This is a genomic window from Achromobacter sp. 1014246743 (genome assembly GCF_059760725.1).
Genome location: NZ_JCBANA010000054.1, coordinates 1 through 20,654, shown reverse-complemented (window position 1 = coordinate 20,654; position 20,654 = coordinate 1). Strand labels below are relative to the sequence as shown.

At 69.2% G+C, this 20,654-nt stretch carries 17 protein-coding genes; 5 read left to right on the top strand and 12 right to left on the bottom strand.

The annotated features are described in order from the left end of the window. The first annotated feature begins 57 nt into the window (after positions 1-57). Together AC6LJ2_RS21165 and AC6LJ2_RS21160 are read left to right on the top strand one after the other, a co-directional pair. Positions 58-870, top strand: coding sequence for a hypothetical protein (locus AC6LJ2_RS21165; protein WP_498152121.1), 813 nt, complete (start codon positions 58-60; stop codon positions 868-870). Positions 871-874: 4 nt separating this feature from the next. Further along, positions 875-1,534 carry a hypothetical protein gene (locus AC6LJ2_RS21160; RefSeq protein ID WP_445657031.1) on the top strand — a complete coding sequence of 220 codons (660 nt, stop codon included), beginning with the start codon at positions 875-877 and terminating at the stop codon, positions 1,532-1,534. A 20-nt stretch (positions 1,535-1,554) separates the two neighbouring features. On the opposite strand, the gene AC6LJ2_RS21155 is transcribed toward AC6LJ2_RS21160, so the two are convergent. Beyond that, positions 1,555-2,883: an MFS transporter gene (locus tag AC6LJ2_RS21155; RefSeq protein ID WP_498152120.1), complete on the bottom strand. Its 1,329-nt coding sequence runs from the start codon at positions 2,881-2,883 to the stop codon at positions 1,555-1,557. Between the two features lie 128 nt (positions 2,884-3,011). Between AC6LJ2_RS21155 and pdxR the strand changes: the two genes are divergently transcribed. After that, positions 3,012-4,514 (top strand): MocR-like pyridoxine biosynthesis transcription factor PdxR, encoded by a 1,503-nt coding sequence (pdxR, locus tag AC6LJ2_RS21150; protein ID WP_263913581.1) that lies wholly within the window; start codon positions 3,012-3,014, stop codon positions 4,512-4,514. Between the two features lie 63 nt (positions 4,515-4,577). On the opposite strand, the gene AC6LJ2_RS21145 is transcribed toward pdxR, so the two are convergent. From AC6LJ2_RS21145 to AC6LJ2_RS21125, 5 genes are all read right to left on the bottom strand, one after another. Next, on the bottom strand, positions 4,578-5,906 hold the full coding sequence (locus AC6LJ2_RS21145) for an aspartate aminotransferase family protein (RefSeq protein ID WP_498152119.1): 1,329 nt from the start codon (positions 5,904-5,906) through the stop codon (positions 4,578-4,580). Continuing rightward, entirely contained in the window at positions 5,903-6,982 is a 1,080-nt protein-coding gene (locus tag AC6LJ2_RS21140; RefSeq protein ID WP_445657028.1) for a phosphotransferase, read from the bottom strand. The genes AC6LJ2_RS21145 and AC6LJ2_RS21140 overlap by 4 nt, the downstream gene beginning before the upstream one ends. Further along, the gene (locus AC6LJ2_RS21135) at positions 6,979-8,277 is read right to left on the bottom strand and encodes an ArgE/DapE family deacylase (protein ID WP_498152118.1); all 1,299 of its coding nucleotides are present in this window, start codon (positions 8,275-8,277) and stop codon (positions 6,979-6,981) included. The genes AC6LJ2_RS21140 and AC6LJ2_RS21135 overlap by 4 nt, the downstream gene beginning before the upstream one ends. 169 nt (positions 8,278-8,446) lie before the next feature. Beyond that, the gene (locus AC6LJ2_RS21130) at positions 8,447-9,418 is read right to left on the bottom strand and encodes a Bug family tripartite tricarboxylate transporter substrate binding protein (protein ID WP_498152117.1); all 972 of its coding nucleotides are present in this window, start codon (positions 9,416-9,418) and stop codon (positions 8,447-8,449) included. 68 nt (positions 9,419-9,486) lie between these two features. Next, on the bottom strand, positions 9,487-10,431 hold the full coding sequence (locus AC6LJ2_RS21125; RefSeq protein ID WP_498152116.1) for an alpha/beta hydrolase: 945 nt from the start codon (positions 10,429-10,431) through the stop codon (positions 9,487-9,489). An 85-nt stretch (positions 10,432-10,516) separates the two neighbouring features. Between AC6LJ2_RS21125 and AC6LJ2_RS21120 the strand changes: the two genes are divergently transcribed. Continuing rightward, positions 10,517-11,413, top strand: a complete 897-nt coding sequence (locus AC6LJ2_RS21120; protein WP_498152115.1) for a LysR family transcriptional regulator — start codon at positions 10,517-10,519, stop codon at positions 11,411-11,413. Positions 11,414-11,464: 51 nt separating this feature from the next. Here AC6LJ2_RS21120 and AC6LJ2_RS21115 read toward each other — a convergent pair whose 3' ends face one another. The 3 genes from AC6LJ2_RS21115 to AC6LJ2_RS21105 form a co-directional block, all read right to left on the bottom strand. Next, positions 11,465-12,151: a hypothetical protein gene (locus AC6LJ2_RS21115; RefSeq protein WP_498152114.1), complete on the bottom strand. Its 687-nt coding sequence runs from the start codon at positions 12,149-12,151 to the stop codon at positions 11,465-11,467. A 187-nt stretch (positions 12,152-12,338) separates the two neighbouring features. After that, positions 12,339-13,022, bottom strand: coding sequence for a hypothetical protein (locus AC6LJ2_RS21110; protein ID WP_498152113.1), 684 nt, complete (start codon positions 13,020-13,022; stop codon positions 12,339-12,341). Between the two features lie 231 nt (positions 13,023-13,253). Further along, positions 13,254-13,760 carry a CinA family protein gene (locus AC6LJ2_RS21105; RefSeq protein WP_445657023.1) on the bottom strand — a complete coding sequence of 169 codons (507 nt, stop codon included), beginning with the start codon at positions 13,758-13,760 and terminating at the stop codon, positions 13,254-13,256. Positions 13,761-13,990: 230 nt separating this feature from the next. Here AC6LJ2_RS21105 and AC6LJ2_RS21100 point away from each other — a divergent pair, with 230 nt between their 5' ends. Beyond that, a complete protein-coding gene (locus AC6LJ2_RS21100; protein WP_498152112.1) occupies positions 13,991-15,580 on the top strand; it encodes a PAS domain-containing hybrid sensor histidine kinase/response regulator family protein in 1,590 nt (529 codons plus the stop codon). Here the strand turns inward: AC6LJ2_RS21100 and treY are convergent. The 3 genes from treY to AC6LJ2_RS21085 form a co-directional block, all read right to left on the bottom strand. Beyond that, positions 15,577-18,282 carry a malto-oligosyltrehalose synthase gene (gene treY, locus AC6LJ2_RS21095; protein WP_498152111.1) on the bottom strand — a complete coding sequence of 902 codons (2,706 nt, stop codon included), beginning with the start codon at positions 18,280-18,282 and terminating at the stop codon, positions 15,577-15,579. The two genes, AC6LJ2_RS21100 and treY, sit on opposite strands and share 4 nt — an antisense overlap. Then, complete coding sequence (gene malQ, locus AC6LJ2_RS21090) at positions 18,279-20,396, bottom strand: 4-alpha-glucanotransferase (RefSeq protein ID WP_498152110.1); 2,118 nt, start codon at positions 20,394-20,396, stop codon at positions 18,279-18,281. Before malQ ends, treY begins: the two co-directional genes overlap by 4 nt. Beyond that, positions 20,393-20,654 (bottom strand): DUF3459 domain-containing protein (locus tag AC6LJ2_RS21085; RefSeq protein WP_498152109.1); only part of this gene is annotated, 262 nt, incomplete at its 5' end. The genes AC6LJ2_RS21085 and malQ, both read right to left, overlap by 4 nt.

Sequence of the window (20,654 nt, the reverse complement as noted above, 5' to 3'; positions counted from 1 at the left end):
CCCTCTTTGTCGAAGACCATTCTATCGAGACGCCGCGGCGCCCAACGGTGCGCCAGCATGGTGCTAGGGGCCGCCCTGTTGCTGCCGGGCGCGGCCCGGGCGCAGGCCGCGGCGCCGGATTACCTGAAGGCGACCCAGTCGATTGGCGGGGACTTCGAACTGGAAGGCTATCCGAATTCGACCTTGCGCCAGATCAAGTATCGGGGCAAGCCCTACCGGCCATTGAATGCGTACGAGTTCATCCAGGTGAAGGCCCTGGGGCCGACCCAAGGCGGCCAGCCGGTGCTGCTGGCGGTGTCGAACGACTTCATGGGCGTGGGCACGATACTGATCGCGGTGCAGAACGATACGCCGCTCGCACGGGTCTTGAGCCCCACCGTTGACATACGCGACCCGGACCTGGGCCTGGCGCAGCCCGGGCGTGAGGATCTGCTGCTGTTTACGGCGGGTTCGCGCGCCCTGGTGACGTCCACGGGGCAGGTGTTGTGGTTCGAGCATGCCTTGCCCAAGGAGTCTCTGCGATCCAGTCCGCTGCTGGTGTCGGTGTCGCCCGACAATCGCCATGGCGCGCTGCTGCTGGACAACGAGATCTGCTTGAGCGTGGCGGACGACGGCCCCTATGCCAGCGTGCCGTTCACCAAGGCCATGCAATTGAATGCCTTCCGGGCGGCCGGAAACCAGAGCGCCGAGCTTGCCCGCCAGGCGCTGGGCGAAGGCAAGCGTATCGACCAGCGGCGGCTTTACGACAATATGAAGGCGGAATGGATCAACCGGCATTTCCAGTGGCAGGCGGGCAAGGACGGGTGGCAGTTCGTTGGCCAAGGCCTCAAGCCCGTCGTGCTTGCCGCGCCGCCGCGCCAGGAGCCTTGAGGTGATGTCCCTGGTCGTGTCCCGTAGCGTGAGCGGGTTGGGCCTGGTGTTGGCCGCGGCGCTTGCCGGGTGTGCCAGCCAACCCGATATCTACCAGAAGCATATGCGCGCCGAGGACGCCAACCCGGCGGACGTGGTGTTGACGCTGGACGTGACGTTTGCACGCGCGCCTGACTACGCGCCCAAGAGCCATGAATATGGGTCGAAGGAGACGCGGCGGGAGTATTCCGGCTATCCCGGCATTGACGTGCCCTTCTACCAGAAGGGCCTGGGCTTTGACCTGGGTGTGCTGGGCGATCCCCGGGCGTTGCTGGCGCTGCCGTATCCGTCGCCCACGACCCGCACGACGTCCGCGCAGCTGAAGATCTTCGGCGAACGGCTGGACGCCCGGCGCTACCGCTTCGTCGTGCTGCCCCGGCCGGGATGGAACAGCATGAACAGCTTCCAGGTGGCGTTTGCCATCAACGGCCGGCGCGAGGGCATGACGTTCGCCTACAGCACGAAGGCGGTGTGCGAAAGCCGCTTCGAGGTGACGACGCCGACGTATGGCTTCGGCATGTCGGTGGCGGCGAACTTTCCGGGTGGCAAGCCGGGCTGCCTGAAGGCCTGCGACGCACGCCCCGGCTATCCGGGGCAGTGCGCGTTCTTTTCCGGCGTCGAGTAACGCGGCGCCAGGGCTTGCGTTCAGTGGGCCCGGCTGTGCTGGGCAGCTACCCCGCGCCCGCCCTGGCGGGCCGCCTCGCGCTCAGGCGTCGGCAGATACACCGCGCACAGGAAATTGGCACCGGCGATGAGGGCGAACATCAGCGCCATCGGCTGCCAGGTCAGGCCGAAGGTGTGTGCCACCCACAGGCCCACCAGCGGCGTGGTGCCGCCGAAGATCGCGCCGCATAGCTGGAAGCTGAGCGAAATGCCCGTGTAGCGCATCTCCACCGGGAAGGCCAGCGGCAGGTAAGGCGCCAGCACCGCGTAGTAGGCGCCGATCAGGAAGATCGCGGTGAGCAGGCCGATGGCGATGTTCTGGATGTCGCCGGTCAGGACCAGCATCATCATCGGCACGGCCCACAGCGTGGACAGCGCGGTGACCCAGATCAGGAAGCGACGCTCGCCGATGCGGGTGGCGATGTACGAGGCAATCGGAAAGCTGATCAGCTCGACCACGCCGGCCCAGGTCACCACGTCCAGGATCTGGCTGCGCGTGATCTTCAGGTAGGTGGTGGTGTAGGTGATCATCAGGGTGGTCACGAAATAGAACCCCGAGATGCCGAGCAGGCACAGGCCGATGCCCAGCAGCAGGGCGCGCTTGCGTTCGCGCAGCACCAGGCGGATGGGCGCGGTGGTTTCCTTTTTTTGCGCCTTCAGGCGGGCTTCGAGCTCCGGGCTTTCGTTGACGCCGCGGCGGATGATGAAGGCCACCAGCACCAGCACGCCGCTGATGATGAACGGCAGGCGCCAGCCCCAGGACAGGAAGTCTGCCTTGGGCAGGTCGGACACCAGGCGGAACACGCCGGTGGCCAGGATCAGGCCGATGGGGCTGCCGTATTGCGGCGCCGACGCCAGAAAGGTGCGCCACTTGGGCGGCGCGTGTTCGGCGGCGATCAGCACTGCGCCGCCCCATTCGCCGCCCACCGCGATGCCCTGCACCAGGCGCAGCGCCACCAGCAGCACCACGGCGGCCAGGCCAATGGAATGGTACGAGGGCAGCAGGCCGATCAGCGTGGTGGCCACGCCCATCAGCAGCAGCGTGATGACCAGGCTTTGCTTGCGGCCAAAGCGATCGCCGACGTGGCCGAACAGCACCGCGCCGACGGGCCGTGCAAAGAAGCCGATGGCAAAGGTGCCCAGCGAAGCCAGCGTGCCCATGAAGGGATCATTGGTCGCGAAGAACACATCGCCGAACACCAGGGCGGCCGCCGTGGCGTAACAGTAAAAGTCGTACCACTCGATCATGGTGCCGAAGAAAGCCGCGGCCGCGGCGCGGACGGGCTGCTTGCGGCCTGTGGAGTCGTTCATGGAAGGAATTCCCCTTGTTTTTTCGCGGCTGCCGAACCGGCGCCGCGCTGTCTGATAACGGCGTTGACGATAGCAACTACTGGCTATATCTTGTATAGCCACAATCCGTTCAGACATAGGTCCACTTCATGAAGGAAGTCCTGCTCGCCGATCTGCTTGCCGGGTCCCTCTCGCGCGAGTCCGACGAGCCGCTGCAAAAGCAGATCTACGACATCGTGCGGCGCGGTGTGCTGGACCACACGCTGGTGGCGGGGCAGCGGTTGCCGTCGTCGCGCGCGCTGGCCACCGACCTGGGCATATCGCGCATCACGGTGACGCTGGCTTACGAAAGGCTGATTGCCGAAAACTACCTCAGTGCGCGCGGCGGCAGCGGCACCTTCGTGGAAAAAACCGTGGACCGGCCGCTGCTGCCGCCCGAAACCCCCGAACACGTGCAACGCCATCGCCCCGGCCTGTCGGCGCGCGGCGAGGTCATCGCCGGCGGCGCGGGCGGCCTGGCGCAGCACACCGGCGCCTTCGTGCCGGGCGTGGCCGATGCCAGCCTGTTTCCGTTTCATCTCTGGCGCCGGCTGGTGTCGCGGCACCTGGGCAAGTCCAACCTGGCGCTGTCCGGCTACGCCAAGGACGGTGCGGGCTACATGCCGCTGCGGCTGGCGATTGCCAATTACCTGCGCCTGGCGCGGTCGGTGGTGTGCGAGCCGGAACAGGTCATCGTCACCGCGGGCACGCACCAGTCGGTGGACCTGTGCGCGCGATTGCTGACCGAATGGGGCGATAGCGCGCTGGTCGAAAGCCCATGCCACTGGGCCTTTCCGCCGGTGCTGGGCGCGGCCGGGGTGCGGGCGCATGCCGCGGTGGTGGACGAGCAGGGGCTGGACCTGGCCGCCAGCAAGCTGCCGCGCCGCGCCCGCCTGCTGATCACCAGCCCGTCGCACCAGTACCCCACCGGCGTGGTGATGCCGCTGGCGCGCCGGCTTGAACTGTTGCAAGCGGCGCGGGCGCGCGGGCTGTGGGTCATCGAAGACGACTACGACAGCGAATTTCGCTACGACGGCGCGCCGATTCCGTCGCTGCAAGGGCTGGATGCCGATGGCCGCGTGATCTACATGGGCACGTTCAGCAAGACCATGTTCGCCGGCCTGCGCATGAGCTACATGGTGGTACCGCCGCAAGTGGCCGCCTCGTTTTCGCAGGCGGCCGCCAGCATCTACCGGCCGGGCCAGCTGCACTTGCAGGCGGCGTTGGCCGACTTCATGGGCGATGGCCATTTCTCGCACAACATCAAGCGCCTGCGTACCGAGTATGCGGGCCGCCAGGCGGTGCTGCGCGAGGCGCTGGCGGCGCGCGTGGGCGATGCGGTGCAATTGTCGCAGGCGCGCGCCGGGCTGCACGTGTATGCGCGGTTGCCGCCCAAGGTGCAGGTGGCCCGGCTGGCGGATGCCGCCCGCGAAGAAGGCATCGTGCTGGGGCAGCCGGCCTACCTGCCCGATGCCGCTCGCCATGGCCAGCCGGCCGTGGTGCTGGGGTATGGCGGCGTGCCGTGCGAGCGCATCGATGATGGCGTGATGCGCTTTGCACGGGCGTTGGCGCGGGCCACGGATGCCAAGCCCGCAAGGCGCGTCAAGCGTTGATGTCCAGATGGCGGTGCGTGGGGCGGCGCAGGCTTGCGACCGCCCCACGCGCGATTTCCTCGCCTACAGTTCGCCCAGCACCTGGTCCGCCGCCGCCAGCAACAGGTCGGCGTGCTCTTGTCCGAAGGGCAGTTGCGGCCGCAGCTTGAGCACGTTGCCGTGCAGGCCGGTGGCGCTGAGCAGCACGCGGCGTTCACGCATCAGGTTGACGAAGCGGTGGGTGGCTTCCTTGGCCGGCGTCTTGGTGGCGCGGTCGCGCACCAGTTCCACACCGATGAACAGGCCATCGCCGCGCACGTCGCCGATCAGCGGGTGGCGTTCGGCCAGCGCCCGGAAACCCTCGCGCAGATACTGTCCGGTGCGCGCGGCGTTGGCTTGCAGGCCTTCTTCCTGGATGACCGCCAGCGTGGCCTGGGCGGCGGCGCAGGCCACCGGATTGCCGCCGAAGGTGTTGAAGTAGCGGGCCTCGCGGCCGAAGCGTTCCATGATGTCCGGGCGCGACACCATCGCCGCGATCGGGTGGCCGTTGCCCATGGGCTTGCCCATGGTGACCAGGTCCGGCACCAGCCCATGGCGTTCAAACCCCCACATCTTCGAACCCGTGCGCGCAAAGCCCGCCTGCACCTCGTCGGCAATGAACAGGCCGCCCGCGTCGCGGATGGCCTGCACCGCCGGCGCCAGAAAGCCCGCCGGGTCGCTGTAGACGCCGTCGCTGGAAAAAATGGTGTCCACCAGCAGCGCGGCCGGGCGGATGCCATGGCGGCGCATGTCGTCGATGGCGGCCTGCACCTGCGCGGCGAACCAGGCGCCCAATGTGGCCGGGTCCTGCCGGTAGGTGTCGGGGGCGGCCACGGTACGCGTGTCCAGCCCCAGCGGCACGGCCTGGCCCAGCGACGGCGACACCGCCGCCACCGCCGAGGTCACGCCGTGGTACGCCAGCTGCGTGACGATGACGCCGGTGCCGCCGGTGTGGCTGCGCGCCACGCGCAAGGCCAGGTCATTGGCCTCGCTGCCGGTGCAGGTGAAGATCACCTGCGACAGCGGCTCGGGAAAGGTCGCCAGCAGCTGTTCGGCGTAGTCCAGCACCCCGTCGTGCAGGTAGCGCGTGTGGGTGTTCAGGATGGCGGCCTGCTCGGCAATGGCCCGCACCACGCGCGGATGGCTGTGGCCGACCGAAGCCACGTTGTTGTAGGCATCCAGGTAGCGCTGGCCGTCGGCGCCGATCAGCCACACGCCTTCGCCGCGCACGATGTGCAGGGGCTGGTCGTAGAACAGGCGGTAGGACGGGCCCAGCACGCGCTGGCGGCGGGCGATCAGGGCGCGTTCGGCCTCGGGCAGCGCATCGGCGGCCGCGGGGTCGAAGGCATTGAGCATGGCTTTGTCTCGGCTCATGTGAAACTCTCCATCGGGGTCAGGCAGGCGGCCAGCAGGATGTCGCTGGCCTGCTGGCGCGGCAGCGTGTCCAGCCGCGCCAGGCCGGACCAGGCCTGGCCATTGTTGCGCAGGATGTATTGGCGGTTTTCGGGATGCTGCTCGGCGCGCCAGCCGGTGATCGCCACCGTGATGAGGTGGCGCGCGGCGATCAGGTCGGGCAGCAGGGCGATTTCGGTGTCGGTCAGGGGCAGCGCCTGGTGGTAGCTGGCCACGCAGTGCCGCAACGCGGGCGATAGCGGATCGGGCGCGTCTTGCAGCAGATAAGCGCCGGCCACGGCCAGGTCCTGCACCAGCGGCGCGCGCACCATGTCGCCAAAATCCAGCAACGCGGCGATGCGTTCGGGGCGGGCCGGTTCGACCATCACGTTGTACGGGTTCAGGTCGTTGTGGATCACCTGGCGCCGCAAGCCTTCAAGCGCCGGCTGGGTGTGGCGGATGAAGCGGTCCAGGTGGCGTTCGGCCAGGGCGCGCCGTTCGGGGTCGGCAATGCGGGGCAAGAGGTCGGCCAGGCGGTCGGCGTGCTGCAGGTCCCAAAGCAGTTCGTGGTCGGCCATGGGGTGGCTGAAATGGGCCAATGCCAGATCGAACTGCGCCAGCGCACGGCCCAGCGCCTGGTGCTGCGCGGGGCTGCGGGCCACCTTGTAAAGCGGCACGCCATCGATATAGGTGATCAGCCGGATGGCGCGGCGGGCGCCGTCTTCGTCTTCGTGCCAATGCACGTAGTCGCCGGCCACGCCGGGAATCAGGCGCGGCACCGGTGGTTCGCCGCCGGCCTGCATCAGGCACAACTGCGCCTGGGTATGAAAGTCGGTGACCGCAGGATCTTCGGCGGGGTGGGTGGCCTTGAGCACATAGGCCGCGCCATCCGCGCACTGGATCAGGAAGTTCTGGTCGCGTTCGCTGGACAGGATGCTGGCGCGGGCCGTCAGCCCGTAGCAGGACAGGGCCAGGGCCTCGGCGTCCGCCAGGGTCAGTTTCGGGGGCTCGGCGGCGAACAGCGCCTGGCCGGCGCTGGGGCGGGTGCTGCGATTCATGCGGGGCGCTCTTCCAGTCCGCACCATTCGGCGATGAACAGCGCGATGGTCTGGGTCACCTTGCGCACCGATTCCAGGTTGACCGCTTCGTCGTAGCCGTGCGGCATGCGGCATTCCGGGCCGTAGACGATGGCCGGCGTGTCGGCGTACAGGCCATAAAAGCGCGCGTCGGTGGCGGCGGACGTGGCGTACTCGCGCAGCGGCTCGCCAAACACCTGCTCGTGGGCGCTGCGCAGCGCAGCTTCGACCTCGTCGGAATCCTTCAGTTCGTAGCCCTCGGCCATGAAGCCGTGGTAGACCACCTTGGGCGGATGCTTGGCCAGGAACGGGTCGCGCGCGGCGGCCTGCGCCACGAAGGCCTCGATCTCGGCGCGCGCGGCTTCCAGGCTCTGGCCGGGGTACACCGCCACACGCATGTCGAAGGTGCACCAGGCCGGCACGCTGGACGGCCAGTCGCCGCCCGCGATCTTGCCCAGGTTGAAGCGGATGGGGTGGGGGTGGTCGCAGAAATGGCGGTGGTCGCACTTGCGGCCGTTCCAGCGCGCTTCCAGCTCGTCCAGCGCCTGGATCAGGAAGATGGCCTTCTGGATGGCATTGGCGCCCGCGCCGGTGAACGCAGCCGAGGCGTGCTGGGGGGCGCCTTCGACCTGCACCTGGAACCACATCGGCCCGACCTGGGCGCGCATCAGCATGGGCAAGAGCGGTTCGGGAATGAAGGCCGCGTCGGCCCGGTAGCCGCGCGCCAGGCAGGCCAGCGCGCCGTTGCCGGTGCATTCTTCTTCCACCACCGATTGCAGGAACACGTCGCCCGCGGGCGCCAGGCCCAGGCTGGCCAGCGCGTCCATGGCCGACAGGCAGGCGACCAGGCCCGACTTCATGTCGCCCGCGCCGCGGCCGTGCATCCAGCCGTCGACGATGGCGGGGTCGTACGGGTCGCGGCTCCATTGCGACAGCGGGCCGACCGGCACCACGTCGATGTGGCCGTTCAGGATCAGCGAGCGGCCCTTCAGGCTGCGGGCGCGGTGCGCGCCGACCACGTTGTAGGCGTTGTCGTAGGACACCGCCACCGGCGAAAAGCCCGGCAGGTGGGCAATGGCGTCGACGTCGATCTTCCAGCGGTCCACGCCGTAGCCGCGTTCGGCATAGCGCGCCGCCATGAAGTCCTGCGCGGTGGCTTCTTCACCGCGCTGCGACGGCAGGCGCACCAGTTGCGCGGTCAGTTCGGTCTGGGCCGCAAAGCCCGCGTCCACGGCTTGGATGATGCGCTGCCGGAGCGCCGGGGTCAGTTCTGGCATGGATGTGCTCGAGGTTGACTGGGATGCGAGCCATCCTAAAGACAATTGGATCTGTGAAAAATAGCCAATCCGGGTTATTTGATATAGCCACTTTGCGGCGCTGGCGGCTTGGCGAGGCCGCCACCGTCCGCGCAATGACGGGCGACGCCGCCGCGCCGCCCGTGCCGGCCTACTGGCGAGGGATTCCGGCGCTGGCGATGGCCTCGCGCCATTGCTTGTCGCTGGCCTCGACAAAACGGGCGAATTCCGCCGGGCTGGCGGGGGCGCTGACCTTCACGCCCAGTTCCTGGAAGCGCGCCTGCACGTCGGGTTGCGCCATCACGCGGGTGAATGCCTGGTTCACCGTGTCCACGACGGGTTCCGGGGTGCCGGCGGGGGCGAACAGGCCCGTCCAGAAATAGAAGTCCATGCCCTTCAAGGCTGCCGTTTCCCCGGCCGAGGCCATGTCCGGGTTGCCGATGTCGCGGTCGCGGCTCATCACGCCCACCGGCGTCACGCGGCCGCTCTTGACCAGTTCCAGCAGGGCGGGCAGGCCGGACACCGCCAGGTCGACCGTGCCGCCGATGACGTCGGTGGCGATCTTCGAGGCGCTGGCATAGGGAATGAAGGTGATCTCGGTGCCGGTCATCTTCTTCAGGCTTTCCATCGCGATGCTCGGCAGCGAGCCGACGCCGGTGGCGCCGTAGGTCAGCCGGCCGGGCTCGGCGCGGGCGCGCCGGATCAGGTCGTCGAACGAGCGCACGCCCAGCTTGGGGTTGGCCACCACGGCCAGGCCGCTGGTGCCCAGCGGGGCCACGGCCTGCAGGTCGCGATAGGTGTACTTGGCGGAGACCTGCACCTGCGGCGCGATCACCACGTCCGAGACGATGCCCATCAGCAGGGTGTAGCCATCGGGTTTGGCGTTGACGGCCCGCGTGACGCCGATGATGCCGCCTGCGCCGGCGATGTTCTCGATGACGATGGTCTGGCCCAGTTCCTGGCCGAGCTTGGGCGCGACCAGGCGGGCAAAGGCATCCACCGAGCCGCCGGGCGCGTAGCCCACGATCAGCTTGATGGGTTGGGTGGGGTAGGTTTGCGCGGCAACGGGGGCCGCGCCGGTTGCGAGGGCCAGCGCCAGTGCGGGCAGGATGAAGGGTTTCATGTTTGTCTCCGTGGGGTGTTGTTATGGGTTGCTGTGATCGAGGGTCGCCATGCGCCGAGCCGGGGACGTCAGGTCTGCAGCCACGCCCTGACCCGCTCGAACACGTCGTCGCTGTTGCGGTCCATCATGGGCAGGTGGGAGTTGCCGTGGACCCCCTCGGCCGGCAGGTCGATCACGCTGACCGGCGTGGTGTCGCGGATGCTGGCGAGGTAGGCGTCGGCCTGGCGCCGGTAATTGATCCAGTGCGATCCGGACGCTTCAATAAAGTCGCCCCACACGTGCAGATGGCGCGGCAGCGGCCCGGTCGGGCTGGGCGCAGGCATGCCGCCGGGTTCGATGCCGACCACCGACTGCACCCACTGCGGCCGACGCCGTGCGATCTCGGCGGCGAAGCCGGCGCCCTGGCTGTGCGCCACCAGGTGGCAGGGGCCGACCTGGTCGACCAGCGCCTCGTAGGCGGCCAGGATCATCGCTTCGTGGCCCGGCCAACGCGGCACCCACTGCTTGGCGAAGCGGTCGAAGCTGTCGCAGGGAAATTGCTGCCCGGGAAAGGGATGGCGCGGCGCGGGCGCCGGCTCATAGCGGGGGCCGATGCGAAAAGTCAGCCAGGCCTCGCGCTTGGTGCGAAATACGGGCGCCTCGGCGTAGACCTCGGGATAGCGCGCCCAGGACGAACGGCCGCGCTCCACCGCGTCGCTGACCAGCACGTCGTAGCCCGCTTGCAGAAAGCGCATCAGCCAGCCCGGCCGGCCATCCGGCGTGTCTTCCCAGGTGCAGCCGGTCATGCCGCCGCCGTGCCACAGCAGCACGGGATGCGGATGGCGGGGCCGCGCCAGCCGGAAGGCCTGTACGTACATCTGGCCGTAGACCTGTTCACCGTTGGGATCGACCTCGCGCGGATGGCCGTTCAGCACCATGCTGCGGTGTTCGACGGGCAGGCCCGCCACCGTCGCGGTCTGGCCGCCGACAAAGAACGAGCTTACGGATTTCAGGCAGATATCGTCGCAATGCATAACAGGTCCGTTTTCGATGACGGGCGTAGCTTGCGATTCGGTCTATAGTTACGTCAATCGAATAAAAATCAAAGATTGTTGATCTATGGGAATCAATTACGACATCGAGGATCTGCGGGCGTTCTGCACGCTGGTGCGCACCGGCCAGTACACGGCGGCGGCGTCGCAGCTGTGCATCACCACGTCTGCCTTGAGCCGGCGCGTGGCCAAGCTGGAGGACCGCATCGGCGCCAAGCTGTTCGAACGCACGACGCGCCGCGTGGTGGTCACCTCGATCGGCCGCACCTTGTACGAACGGGTGCTGCCCGCCGTCAGCCGGCTGGACGCCTGCCTGCTGGAAGCGGCGCGCGCGGCGCAGGGGCAGGGCGGCAACCTGGCGGTGGGCACGGTGGCGTCGGTGGGCTATTCCGTGTTTCCCAAGGTGCTGCCCGCGTTCTACGCCGCGCATCCGCACACCTACCTGTCGATCCGCGACGCCAACGCCACCGTGGTGGCCAAGCTGGTGGAAGACGGCGAGGTCGAATTCGGCGTGACGACCGTGGTGTCGTTTCCGCAATCGCTGGTGGTGGAGAAGGCCGCCGCCTACGGCTACAACCTGGTGTACGCCAAAGGCTCGGCCTTCCGTCCGCGACGCCGCACGCTGACCTGGACGCAGGTGTCCGATTTGCCCGTGGTGGGGCTACACCCCTTGAGCTCGACGCGCCTGCAGATCGACAGCGTGCTGCACGCCAGCGGCATTGTCTTGCCCTGGAAGATCGAGGTCGATCAGCTGGCCACCATGGTCGGCCTGGTGCAGACGGGGGATTTCGTGGCGGTGATGCCCGGCCTGTTCGACGCGGCGGGCTATGGCTTGCAGTCGGTGCCGGTGGGAAGCCCGGATATCGTCCGAGATATCTACCTGGTCAGGCGTCACGACGTGAGCCTGTCACCGGCGGGGCAGTCGTTGCTGGGGTTGATTCGGGAGCGGTTGGGGGCGGGGTAGGGGGCGCCCTTGCGCCGACCCGTTGTCAGGCGTGCGCTGCCCGATCAGTCGTTACGGACGAAAGCCCGCAAGGATCGGCGCGATCCATTCCTGGCCACCCCCGTTGTCCCAGGGGCCGTTCTCTCGTCCACCGTAAAGCTCCTGGCTACCGGTCACTGTCTTGATGCCTTGCGGATGGCGCGCGGCGTCGAGAAAGGCGTTCACCACGTCGCGCAGGCCGGCTTCGTCATGGGGCGGCAGCGAGGCCAGGGCATCGTCGAGCGAATAGCGGATGTCGGCAATGACACATTCGTAGCGGACGGTCGCCATTTTTTGTCCGGGCAGCGCCGGATTGGGTTTGATCGTCTTGGACAGGACCTTGCAGCTTGATTGCGAAACGAGTGCCCGCTGCAGACGCAGGGCCTCTATCAACCGTTCCTTCGCCGCCTGTGGTTCGGTGGCATTCAGCAGCGCTTGCACCCGAATTTCCGCCGCGCGTCGGTACGCGCCTTCCCGCATGTTGTCCACGTTGCGCAAGACCTCCACGCGGATGGGTAGCTTGTCGGGATAGAAGCGCTTCGTGTAGGCATCCAGTTGGCGCGCGCTGTTCATGTCGTCGTGGATGACGTAATCGAGGTAGAGCTGCCCGATCTGTTCGGGCGTCAGCGATTGTGCTGCGGCTGGGGCGATGGGAAGTAGAGATACCCAGCCGAACAACGCAGCGGCGACGGCACGGGGAAAGCTCTGAATCAGGCGCATGGCGGGCGAGGGCTGGGCGTTGGGGGACGGGCCGCAGTCGCCCTGTCGATCAAGTGCGCGGCAAGGCGTAGCGATGTCATTATGCCTGCGCGAGGGACGACAGCGCCGATGCGCCTGGCGGCCGCGGGGGCCAGCAAGGCGTTCGGCTTCGCGTGCGCGGCGGCGCCGGGCCGCCGCGTCAGCCGCGTCAGGGTTGAAACCCCGCAATGATCGGGTCGACCCACTCGTTGTAGTCTTCGGTGGACCAGGGCCCCTGGCTGCTGGGCGCAAACAGGTCTTTCTTGCCTGTCACCGTTTTCACGCCCTTGGGATGCCGCAGGGCGGCCAGGAATTCGTCGACCAGCGTTGTCACGCCGGCTTCATCGGGCGCGGCGAGTTTGCTCAGCGCGGCCTCGAAGGAATAACGCACGTTGGGGATGGTGCATTGGTAGGTGACCTGCACGACTTGATATCCCGGCGGCAGGTCATTGGGCTTGATCTTGCTGGACTGCACTTTGCAGTCCGATTGCTGAACGGCGGCGTGCTGCAACTGCAGTGCCTCGGCCAGCTTGTCCTTCAGGACGCGGGGGTGCCTGGTGTTGGGCAGGGCGCCTGCCAACTGGGCCGCCATTTGCTGGAATTGCGCGCTGCGGATGGCCGCCATGTTCTTGACGGTGTTGACATCGAAGGTGTCTTTGCCGTCATTGGACAGCCTCAGGTAGTCGTTCAGCTGACGGGCGCTGTCGGCGTTGTCGTGCACGATGACGTCGAGATACAGCTGGGCGACCTGGTCGGGTGTCATCTGGACCGGCGTGGAGGTCAGGGCGGTGGCCGGGGCCGTAGACAGCAGGCTGGCCAGGCCCAGCAACGCGGGAGCGAGGGAGCGCGTCAATCGTGGATTCGAGGACATGGTGATAAGGCTTGGGGTGGCAAGGAGCGGGCCTGTCGGTGGCGACGGATGGCCCATGGGTGAAGAAGGAGGCAAGCGTAGCAACGCCGAGGCGGTCGTGAACGCCCGGACGAAAGAAACAGAAATTTCCTACAAATCGGGCTTGCGGACCGCCTTCCCGACCGTCTCCGGCAGCGCCTGGCCGCTTCCCGGCCGCCTTGCCCCCGCCTTGCCTCAGGATCGCTGGCCCGGCTGGTGCAGCAGGAAGTGTTCGACGATGCCTTGCAGGGCGTAGTCGGCGCTGGCCTGGCGGATGCGCTGGCGGCTGCCGCTGAACTGCCGGGTGGCGGTGTAGACGATGGGGCTGGCGTCGGCGTTGCCGCTTTTGAAGGCCCAGGCGTAACACTGTGTGCCCGCCGGCACGCGGTCGTCGATGGCGTCGGTGACGCCGGTGTTGGCAACGGCGACGTTGGCGGGACTTTTGCGCGCGGCGCCCAGCGCCATGTCGCGGGCCACGGCTTCGCTGGTCAGGTTATGAGTGGCCAGGGTGGATTGCGGCACGTCCAGGCAGCGCCGTTTCGATTCGGCCGAATACACCACGAACGCGCAATCGAGCAGGGCGCCCGCGCCCGGGATGTCGGCCAGCGTGGCGGCGATCAGCCCGGCGGTGCAAGACTCGGCGGTCACCAGCGTCAGCCGATGTTCGTGCATGAATAAGGCGACTCTTTCGTTGGCATTCATCAGGGACTCCTGCGGTTGTCCTGCCTTCCCAGCAATTGCCATGCCGGAAATCGCCCATTTCCCGGGCCGTCGCAGGTGCTGACAGACACTCACAGAATAAGGTCGCGGGCGGTCGGCACGGCGCGCATAATGAAGCTTGCGGTGAAGGCAGTTCGGACCGAAGCGGTGCCTGTGGCGCCCATCAAGTTCCCTTTTCCAGCGGCGTTGCGGCGCCCCATCGAGGAACTCCCATGTCTACATCTGCGCAGGTCAGGACGCGGGGCGAATCAGCGCTTCGGCTGGCAGGTGAAAACCGCTACCGGCTGCTGGTCGACGCCGTGATGGACTACCAGATCTATCTGCTCGATGCCGAGGGCCGGGTGATCAGCCTGAACAAGGGCGCCGAGCAGTTCAAGGGGTACACGCTGCAGGAAGTCGCGGGCGAGGATTTTTCTCTTTTCTACACCGAAGAGGACCGCGCCGCCGGCCTGCCCCAGCGGGCGCTGGAAACCGCAAGACGCGAGGGCCGCTTCGAGGACGAAGGCTGGCGCGTGCACAAGAACGGCCAGCGCTTCTGGTGCAGCGTCGTCATGGATACCATCCGCGACGACGACGGCAGCATCCTGGGTTTTGCCAAGATCACGCGCGACCTGACCGAAAAGAAAAATGCGCAGCAAGAGGTGGAAGCCGCGCGCGAAGCCCTGTATCACTCGCAGAAGCTGGAAGCGCTGGGCCGCCTGACCGGCGGGGTGGCGCATGATTTCAACAATTTCCTGACCACCATCCGCTTTGCCGCCGACATGCTGGCCAAGCCCACCGTCGAGGCGCCCAAGCGGCTGGAACTGGCCGGACTGATTGCCGCGGCGGTGGATCGTGCCGGCCATTTGACGGCGCAATTGCTGGCGTACGCACGCCGCCAACCGTTGAAGCCCGCACGCTTTGACGTGCGCGGCTGCATCGAGGGCATGCAGGAGATCTTCGCGGCCACGGCCGGGGCGGGCATCAGGATCGACTACCGCTTCGAGGATGGCCCGCTTTACATCTGCGCCGATCCGAACCAGCTCGAGACCGCGATCCTGAACATCGTGGTCAACGCGCGCGACGCCATGCCGCAAGGCGGAACCTTGACGATCTCGCTGTGCCGCGCGAACGGCGTGGCCGGCCCGGACCCGGCGGGCGGGGGCCGGCCGTGCGTGGCGATTGCCGTGCGCGATGCGGGCAGCGGCATGGCGCCCGAGGTCCTGGCGCACGTGTTCGAGCCCTTCTTTTCCACCAAGCCGATCGACAAGGGTACCGGCCTGGGGCTGAGCCAGGTGTTCGGATTCGCCCGGCAGTCCGGCGGCGACGTCAGCGTGAGCAGCAAGGAAGGCGAAGGGTCCACGTTCACCATCACCATTCCGGAAGACGCATTGCGGGGCGATATCCAGGCCGTGCAAGCCCCGCCGGCTGATCCCGGCGAGGCGTTCGAACGCATCGTGCTGGTCGAGGACGACGCCAGCGTGGCGGAGGTATTGCGTGCGCTGCTGGAAGACCTGGGCCACGAGGTCACGTTGTGCACCGGCGCCGACCAGGCGCTGGACCTGCTGGCCGAGACCCACGGCGGTTGTGACCTGGTGATCACCGATATCGAGATGGCCGGCCTGAACGGCATTGAGCTGGCGCATCGCATCCGTTCGATGTGGCCGCACATCCGCATCATCCTGACGACGGGGGCCGACGACATCCTGCGCCGGTCGGGGCCGCGCGTCTTTCCGCTGCTGCCCAAGCCATGGTCGATGGCGCTGCTCATCGACCTGCTCAAGCGCGATCCCGGGCCCGTGCCCGAGGGCCGGGCGCCCTAGGCGCCGGTGGCGCAGAGCGCCACCGGGTGGTCGCGCAGCAGCGGCAGCACGGCCAGTTCGCCCGCCGCGCCGACCTGGTGCCGCCGGCCTGACAGCACATCCAGGAAGACCCGGCCCGCTTCGCGCGGCAGCAGCAGCCGCGTGTCCGTCCAAAAGGTGCGGGCGGTGGCGGCATCGCCCTGGGCGTAGCCGGCGACCGCCACGGCGCACAGCCGGGGCACCACCAGCAGCAGGTCCTGGCCGTCATGGCGCCGCAGATAGGCCACGATGCGATCGGCCTGCGGCCCCTGGGCCGCGACGGGACGGCAGTCGGCGTGGCGCAGCAGCTCGGGAAAGCGGGCGCGCAGCCGCAGTGCGCGCTGGATCAGGGCCTGCTTGACCGCGCCGCTGCGCCAGGCGCCGGCGCAACCCGCCAGCGGACTGTCGGGCGAGGTCTCGGCCAGCAGGGCGGCGCGCGCGGCGTAATCCACCGGCCGGCGGTTGTCGGGATCGACCAGGCTGAAGTCCCACAGGTCCGTGCCCTGGTACAGGTCCGGCACCCCGGGCAGGGTGTTGCGCAGCAAGGTCTGCGTCAGGCTGTTGACCAGGCCCGCCGGGGCCAGGCGCAGCGCGTACGCGGCGATCTCGCGCAGCAGGGCGCGGCCCTCGGGCTCGGCCAGCAGATGGTCCAGGGCATGGCGGGCCGCCTGTTCGTACGCCGTGTCGGGGCTGGTCCAGCTGCTGTGCTGCTTGGCTTCGCGCAGGGCTTTCTGCTGCCATTGCGCCAGGCGCTCCAGGCAGGCCGCGACGAGGTCGGGGCGGGTGTCGATGTCGCCCGGCGCCAGGTCCAGCGGCCACGCGCCGACCAGGCTTTGCAGCAACTGATAGCGGTCGGCCCGGGACGGCATGCCGTCCTGCGTGGGCAGGCGTTCTAGCCAGGCTTGCGCGGTGTGGATCCAGCCTTGCGGATCTTCGGTCAGCGCGGCCAGGCGGCAGCGGCTGTCTTCGCCGCGCTTGTGGTCGTGCGTGGCGGTGGCCAGCATGGCATCGGGGTGGCTGCGGGCGCGTGCGACGCAGGCGGCGTGAAACGCCTGCGGGTCCAGCGAGAAGCGGGCGGGACTGGAGCCGACTTCGTTGCGCGAAAGCAGCGGGGCGTAACGGTAGAACAGGGTGTCTTCCAGGGCTTTGGCCGCGAGCGGCGGGGTCAGTTGCTGGAAGTGGCGCAGCGCACGGTCGCGGGCGCTTTGCAGGGCGCGGCCGGCGCTGGCGTCCTGCGGTTCGCCGGGCGTGCCGTCCAGCCACTGGCCGAGCAACTGGAGCAGGCGGTCGTCGGCGCTGCCGGGGCGCGCCCCGAGCTGGCGGCGGGCGTCGGCCAGGGCGGCCTGCATACGGGCCTCGTCCGCCGCGCCGCGGCCGCCGTCTTCCGCATAGCTGCGGTAGACGGCAAAGGCGGCGAGCACGGCGGACAGCACGCGGTCGATGGCCGGGCCGGCGCAATCCCGGGTGCGCAGGTCCAGCCGCGCCACCCGCGTCAAGGCGCGCACCAGCGTCTGCCGTTCGGCGACGAAGTGCCGCTCCAGCATGAGGCGGCGCGCGGTCAGCAGTTGCTCGGACGCGCTGTCGTGCTGGCCGCTCAGGCGCTGCCAGAATTGTTCCAGGCCGTCGCGGGCGGCCGGGGCATGCAGCAGGGCACCGACCTGGTCCATGAAGTCGTAGCCGGTGGTGCCGTCGGCCCCCCAGCGCGGGTCGGGCGTTTCGTCGTCGGCCAGGATTTTTTCCACGATCAGGTAGGGCTCGGGGCACAGGCCGGCCTGTTGGCGCGCGGGGCCGGCTTGCGCCAGCAGGCCGCGCAGGCGCCGCAGGTACGCGCCGGGCGCGGCCAGGCCGTCGACGTGGTCGATGCGCAGGCCGTCCAGCAGGCCCTGGTGGTACAGGCGCAGGGGCAACGCGTGCACGGCGTCGAAGACCGCGTCGTCCTCGACCCGCACGCCGATCAGCTCGCTGACCTCGAAGAAGCGCCGCCAGTTGATCTGGTCGGGCGCGGTGGCCCACCAGGCCAGGCGGTAGTGCTGGCGCTCCAGCAACGCATGCAGCCGCTGCCGGCCCTGCGGTGTGTCCGCCGCGTGGGCAGCGCAGACCTGGGCGGGCGTGCCGCCGGCGTCCAGCGTGGCCTGCGCGAGCGGATAGCGTTGATCGCCGACGGCAATCGCGTAGCCGGCGCGGCCGTCCGGCACCAGCGCCAGGCCCCCCGATTCCAAACAGGTGCCGTAGGAATCGGGCAAGACCGGCAGCAGCACTTTGCCGCGCAACGCGGGATCCGGCGTACGCCAGTCGATGTCGAAATGCCGCGAATACGCGCTGCGTTCGCCATGGCGCAGCACGTCGGCCCACCAGCGGTTCGAGACGTGCGCGGCCATGTGGTTGGGCACGATGTCGGCGATGAGGCCCAGGCCGAGCGCACGGGCGGCAGTGGCCAGGCGTTGCAGGGCGGGCTCGCCGCCCAGTTCGGGATTGACGCGGCCGTGGTCGATGACGTCGTAGCCGTGGGTGGATCCCGTGCGTGCCGTCGTGATGGGCGACAGGTACAGGTGGCTGACGCCGAGCGCGGCGTAGTAGGGCGCCTGGGCGGCGGCATCATCCAGGGTGAAGCCGGCGTGCAGCTGCAGGCGGGCGGTGGCGCGCGGCCGCCCGGCGGTGGCGCTGGGGGGCAAGGCAAGCGTCATGGTTTGCGGTCTCTCAGGGCGCGAAGCGGCGCGAGCCGCGTGCGCACCGCCGGGTCGTCCAGGCAGCGGGCCGCGTCCAGCGGCTGGCGCTGGCGCCAGTTGGGATGCCGTGCGTCGGCACCCGGCAGGTTGGGCTGTTCGAGCATGCCGGTGGCGTCTTCCAGGGGCACCAGCGTGAGCGGACAAGGCGTGGCGGCGACGAAGGCGAGCAGTGCGGCCCCCGGGGCCTGCGCCGGCGCCGGGCTGGCGGGCAAATGCGCGTGGTCGCGCACGGCTTGCCACAGGTGTTCGCGATGCGCCTCGCGCTGGGCGTGCAGCTCGGCGGGAGCCTCGTGCGGACCCGTCAGCCCGAGCCGCGCGCGCCAGTCGAGATCGTGGCCCTGCCACCAGCCCCGCAGCGTGGGCAGGTCATGCGTCGTGGTCATGGCGGCGGCGCTGGCCGGCCAGGCGGCCGGCGGCAGGAATGCCGCGGGGGCGCGCGGGCTGGGCGGACCGCGCATGAACCAGAGCACGTTCATGCCCAGCAGGCCGTGCTCGCGCAGTGCGTCGTCAAAGCCCTCGGGCACCGTGCCCAGGTTTTCACCGATCACCAGGGCCCGGTGGCGCCACGCTTCCAGCGCCGTCAGCCGCAGCAGCGCGCGCAGTGGGTAGCGCAGGTAGGCGCCGTCGGCCGCGCCCGCGCCATCGGGAATCAGCCACAGACGGGCCAGGCCCAGGATATGGTCGATGCGCAGTCCGCCCGCCTGCGCCAGGCTGGCGCGCAGCAACGCCAGGAAGGCCGCGTAGCCGGAATCGCGCAGCGCGCGGGGCGACAGGGCGGTGAGCGACCACGCCTGGCCCAGCGGGTTGTGGATGTCGGGCGGCGCGCCGACGCTGGCGTGCCGCAGCAGATCGGCCTGGCGGCTCCAGGCATGGCTGCCGGCCGGGTGGGCGCCGATGGCCAGGTCCGCAATCAGGCCCACGCGCATGCCGGCCTGCCGGGCCGCGGCGTGCGCGCTGGACAGGCTGAGCGCCGCCAGCCATTGCGCGAACCGGTGAAAGTCGAGTTCGTCCGCGTGCGTGCGGGCGGCGGCCTCGGCCTGCGCCGATCGCGGGTCGCGCAGCGCCTGCGGCCAGTCGGCCCAGGTGGCGGGCGCGCCGGGAAACTGCGCCTGGCGTGCATGCAGGGTTTCGAACAGGACGTGGTCACGCAGGTCCTGTCCGCCCGCGGTGCAGAAGGCCTGGAAGGCCTGTTGCTCGGCCGCCGAGGCTTGCGCACCGAAGCCGCGATGCAGTTCGCGCAGCAGCTGCTGACGCCAGCGGGCCGCCTGCGGCCAGTCGATCAGGTCTTGTGCGTCCAGGGCCTGCAGCGCCGAGGCGGCGGCCGGCGGCAGGCGGGCCAGCGCTGCGCGCAGGGGCGCCTCCCCCAGCACGCCGGGGTCGGCATACAGGGTGTTAAGGAACAAGCGGCTGGAAGGGGAATAGGGACTGAATTGGGTCGGGTCGTCGGCGAACAGCGCGTGCACGGGACTGATGGCCAGCGCATCGGCGCCCGCGGCCCCGGCGGCGCCGGCCAGTTCGCGCAGCGCGCCGAAGTCGCCAAAGCCCTGCGTGGACCGGGCGGCGTCCGGCCCGCGGTAGCGCAGGCTGTAGACCTGCGCAGCCAGGCCCCAGGCACGCGGCGCGGCATCGCCCAGCAACTGCGCCAGGGTCGGCGCGCTGGGCGGCGCGACGGCCAGGGTGGTGGTGCCGCCGGCCAGTTCCAGCTGGTAGTAGCCTGGCTGGGTCGGCACCGCCAGCTCGGGCGCGCCGCCGATGCCCGGGCTGGTGTGTCCGCGCAACGGGGCGGCCTGGGGGGCGTGGATGGCATAGCGGCCGGCGCAGCGTGCGGGCAGGCTGAGCGTGCCGCCCGCCACCGCGACCCGCATGGGCGGCAGGTGGGCATGGCTGTCGGCCAGGTGCCGGCGGCTGGCCTGGATCTGGCCGTCGGCGTCGGCCGGCAGGTCCATGGCGCGCAGCAAGGCACGCAGCGTGTCCGGCGCCACGACCCGGGGGTGGCCATGCGCATCGGTCCAGTGCTCGGCCAGGCCGGCTTCGGCGGCCAGCGCCGCCAGCGCGGCGTGGGGAGCCGTCATGGGGCCTCCTGCAACAGATACACCGTGCTGCCGCGACACAGGCTGCCTGTGCCGATGGCGTCGAACGCGCCGGGCAGCGATTCGAACAGCACCTCGCCAAAGCCGCCGGTGGGCGCGAGGTCCGCCGGCAGCGGCACGTGGTCGGGCCCCAGGTTGGCGTAAAGCGTCAGTACGGCGCCGTCATTCAAGGCCCACCGGGCCAGCACGGCGTGTTCACCCACTGCGCGGGCGCCGAGGCTGCTTGCGCCGCGCAGGCGC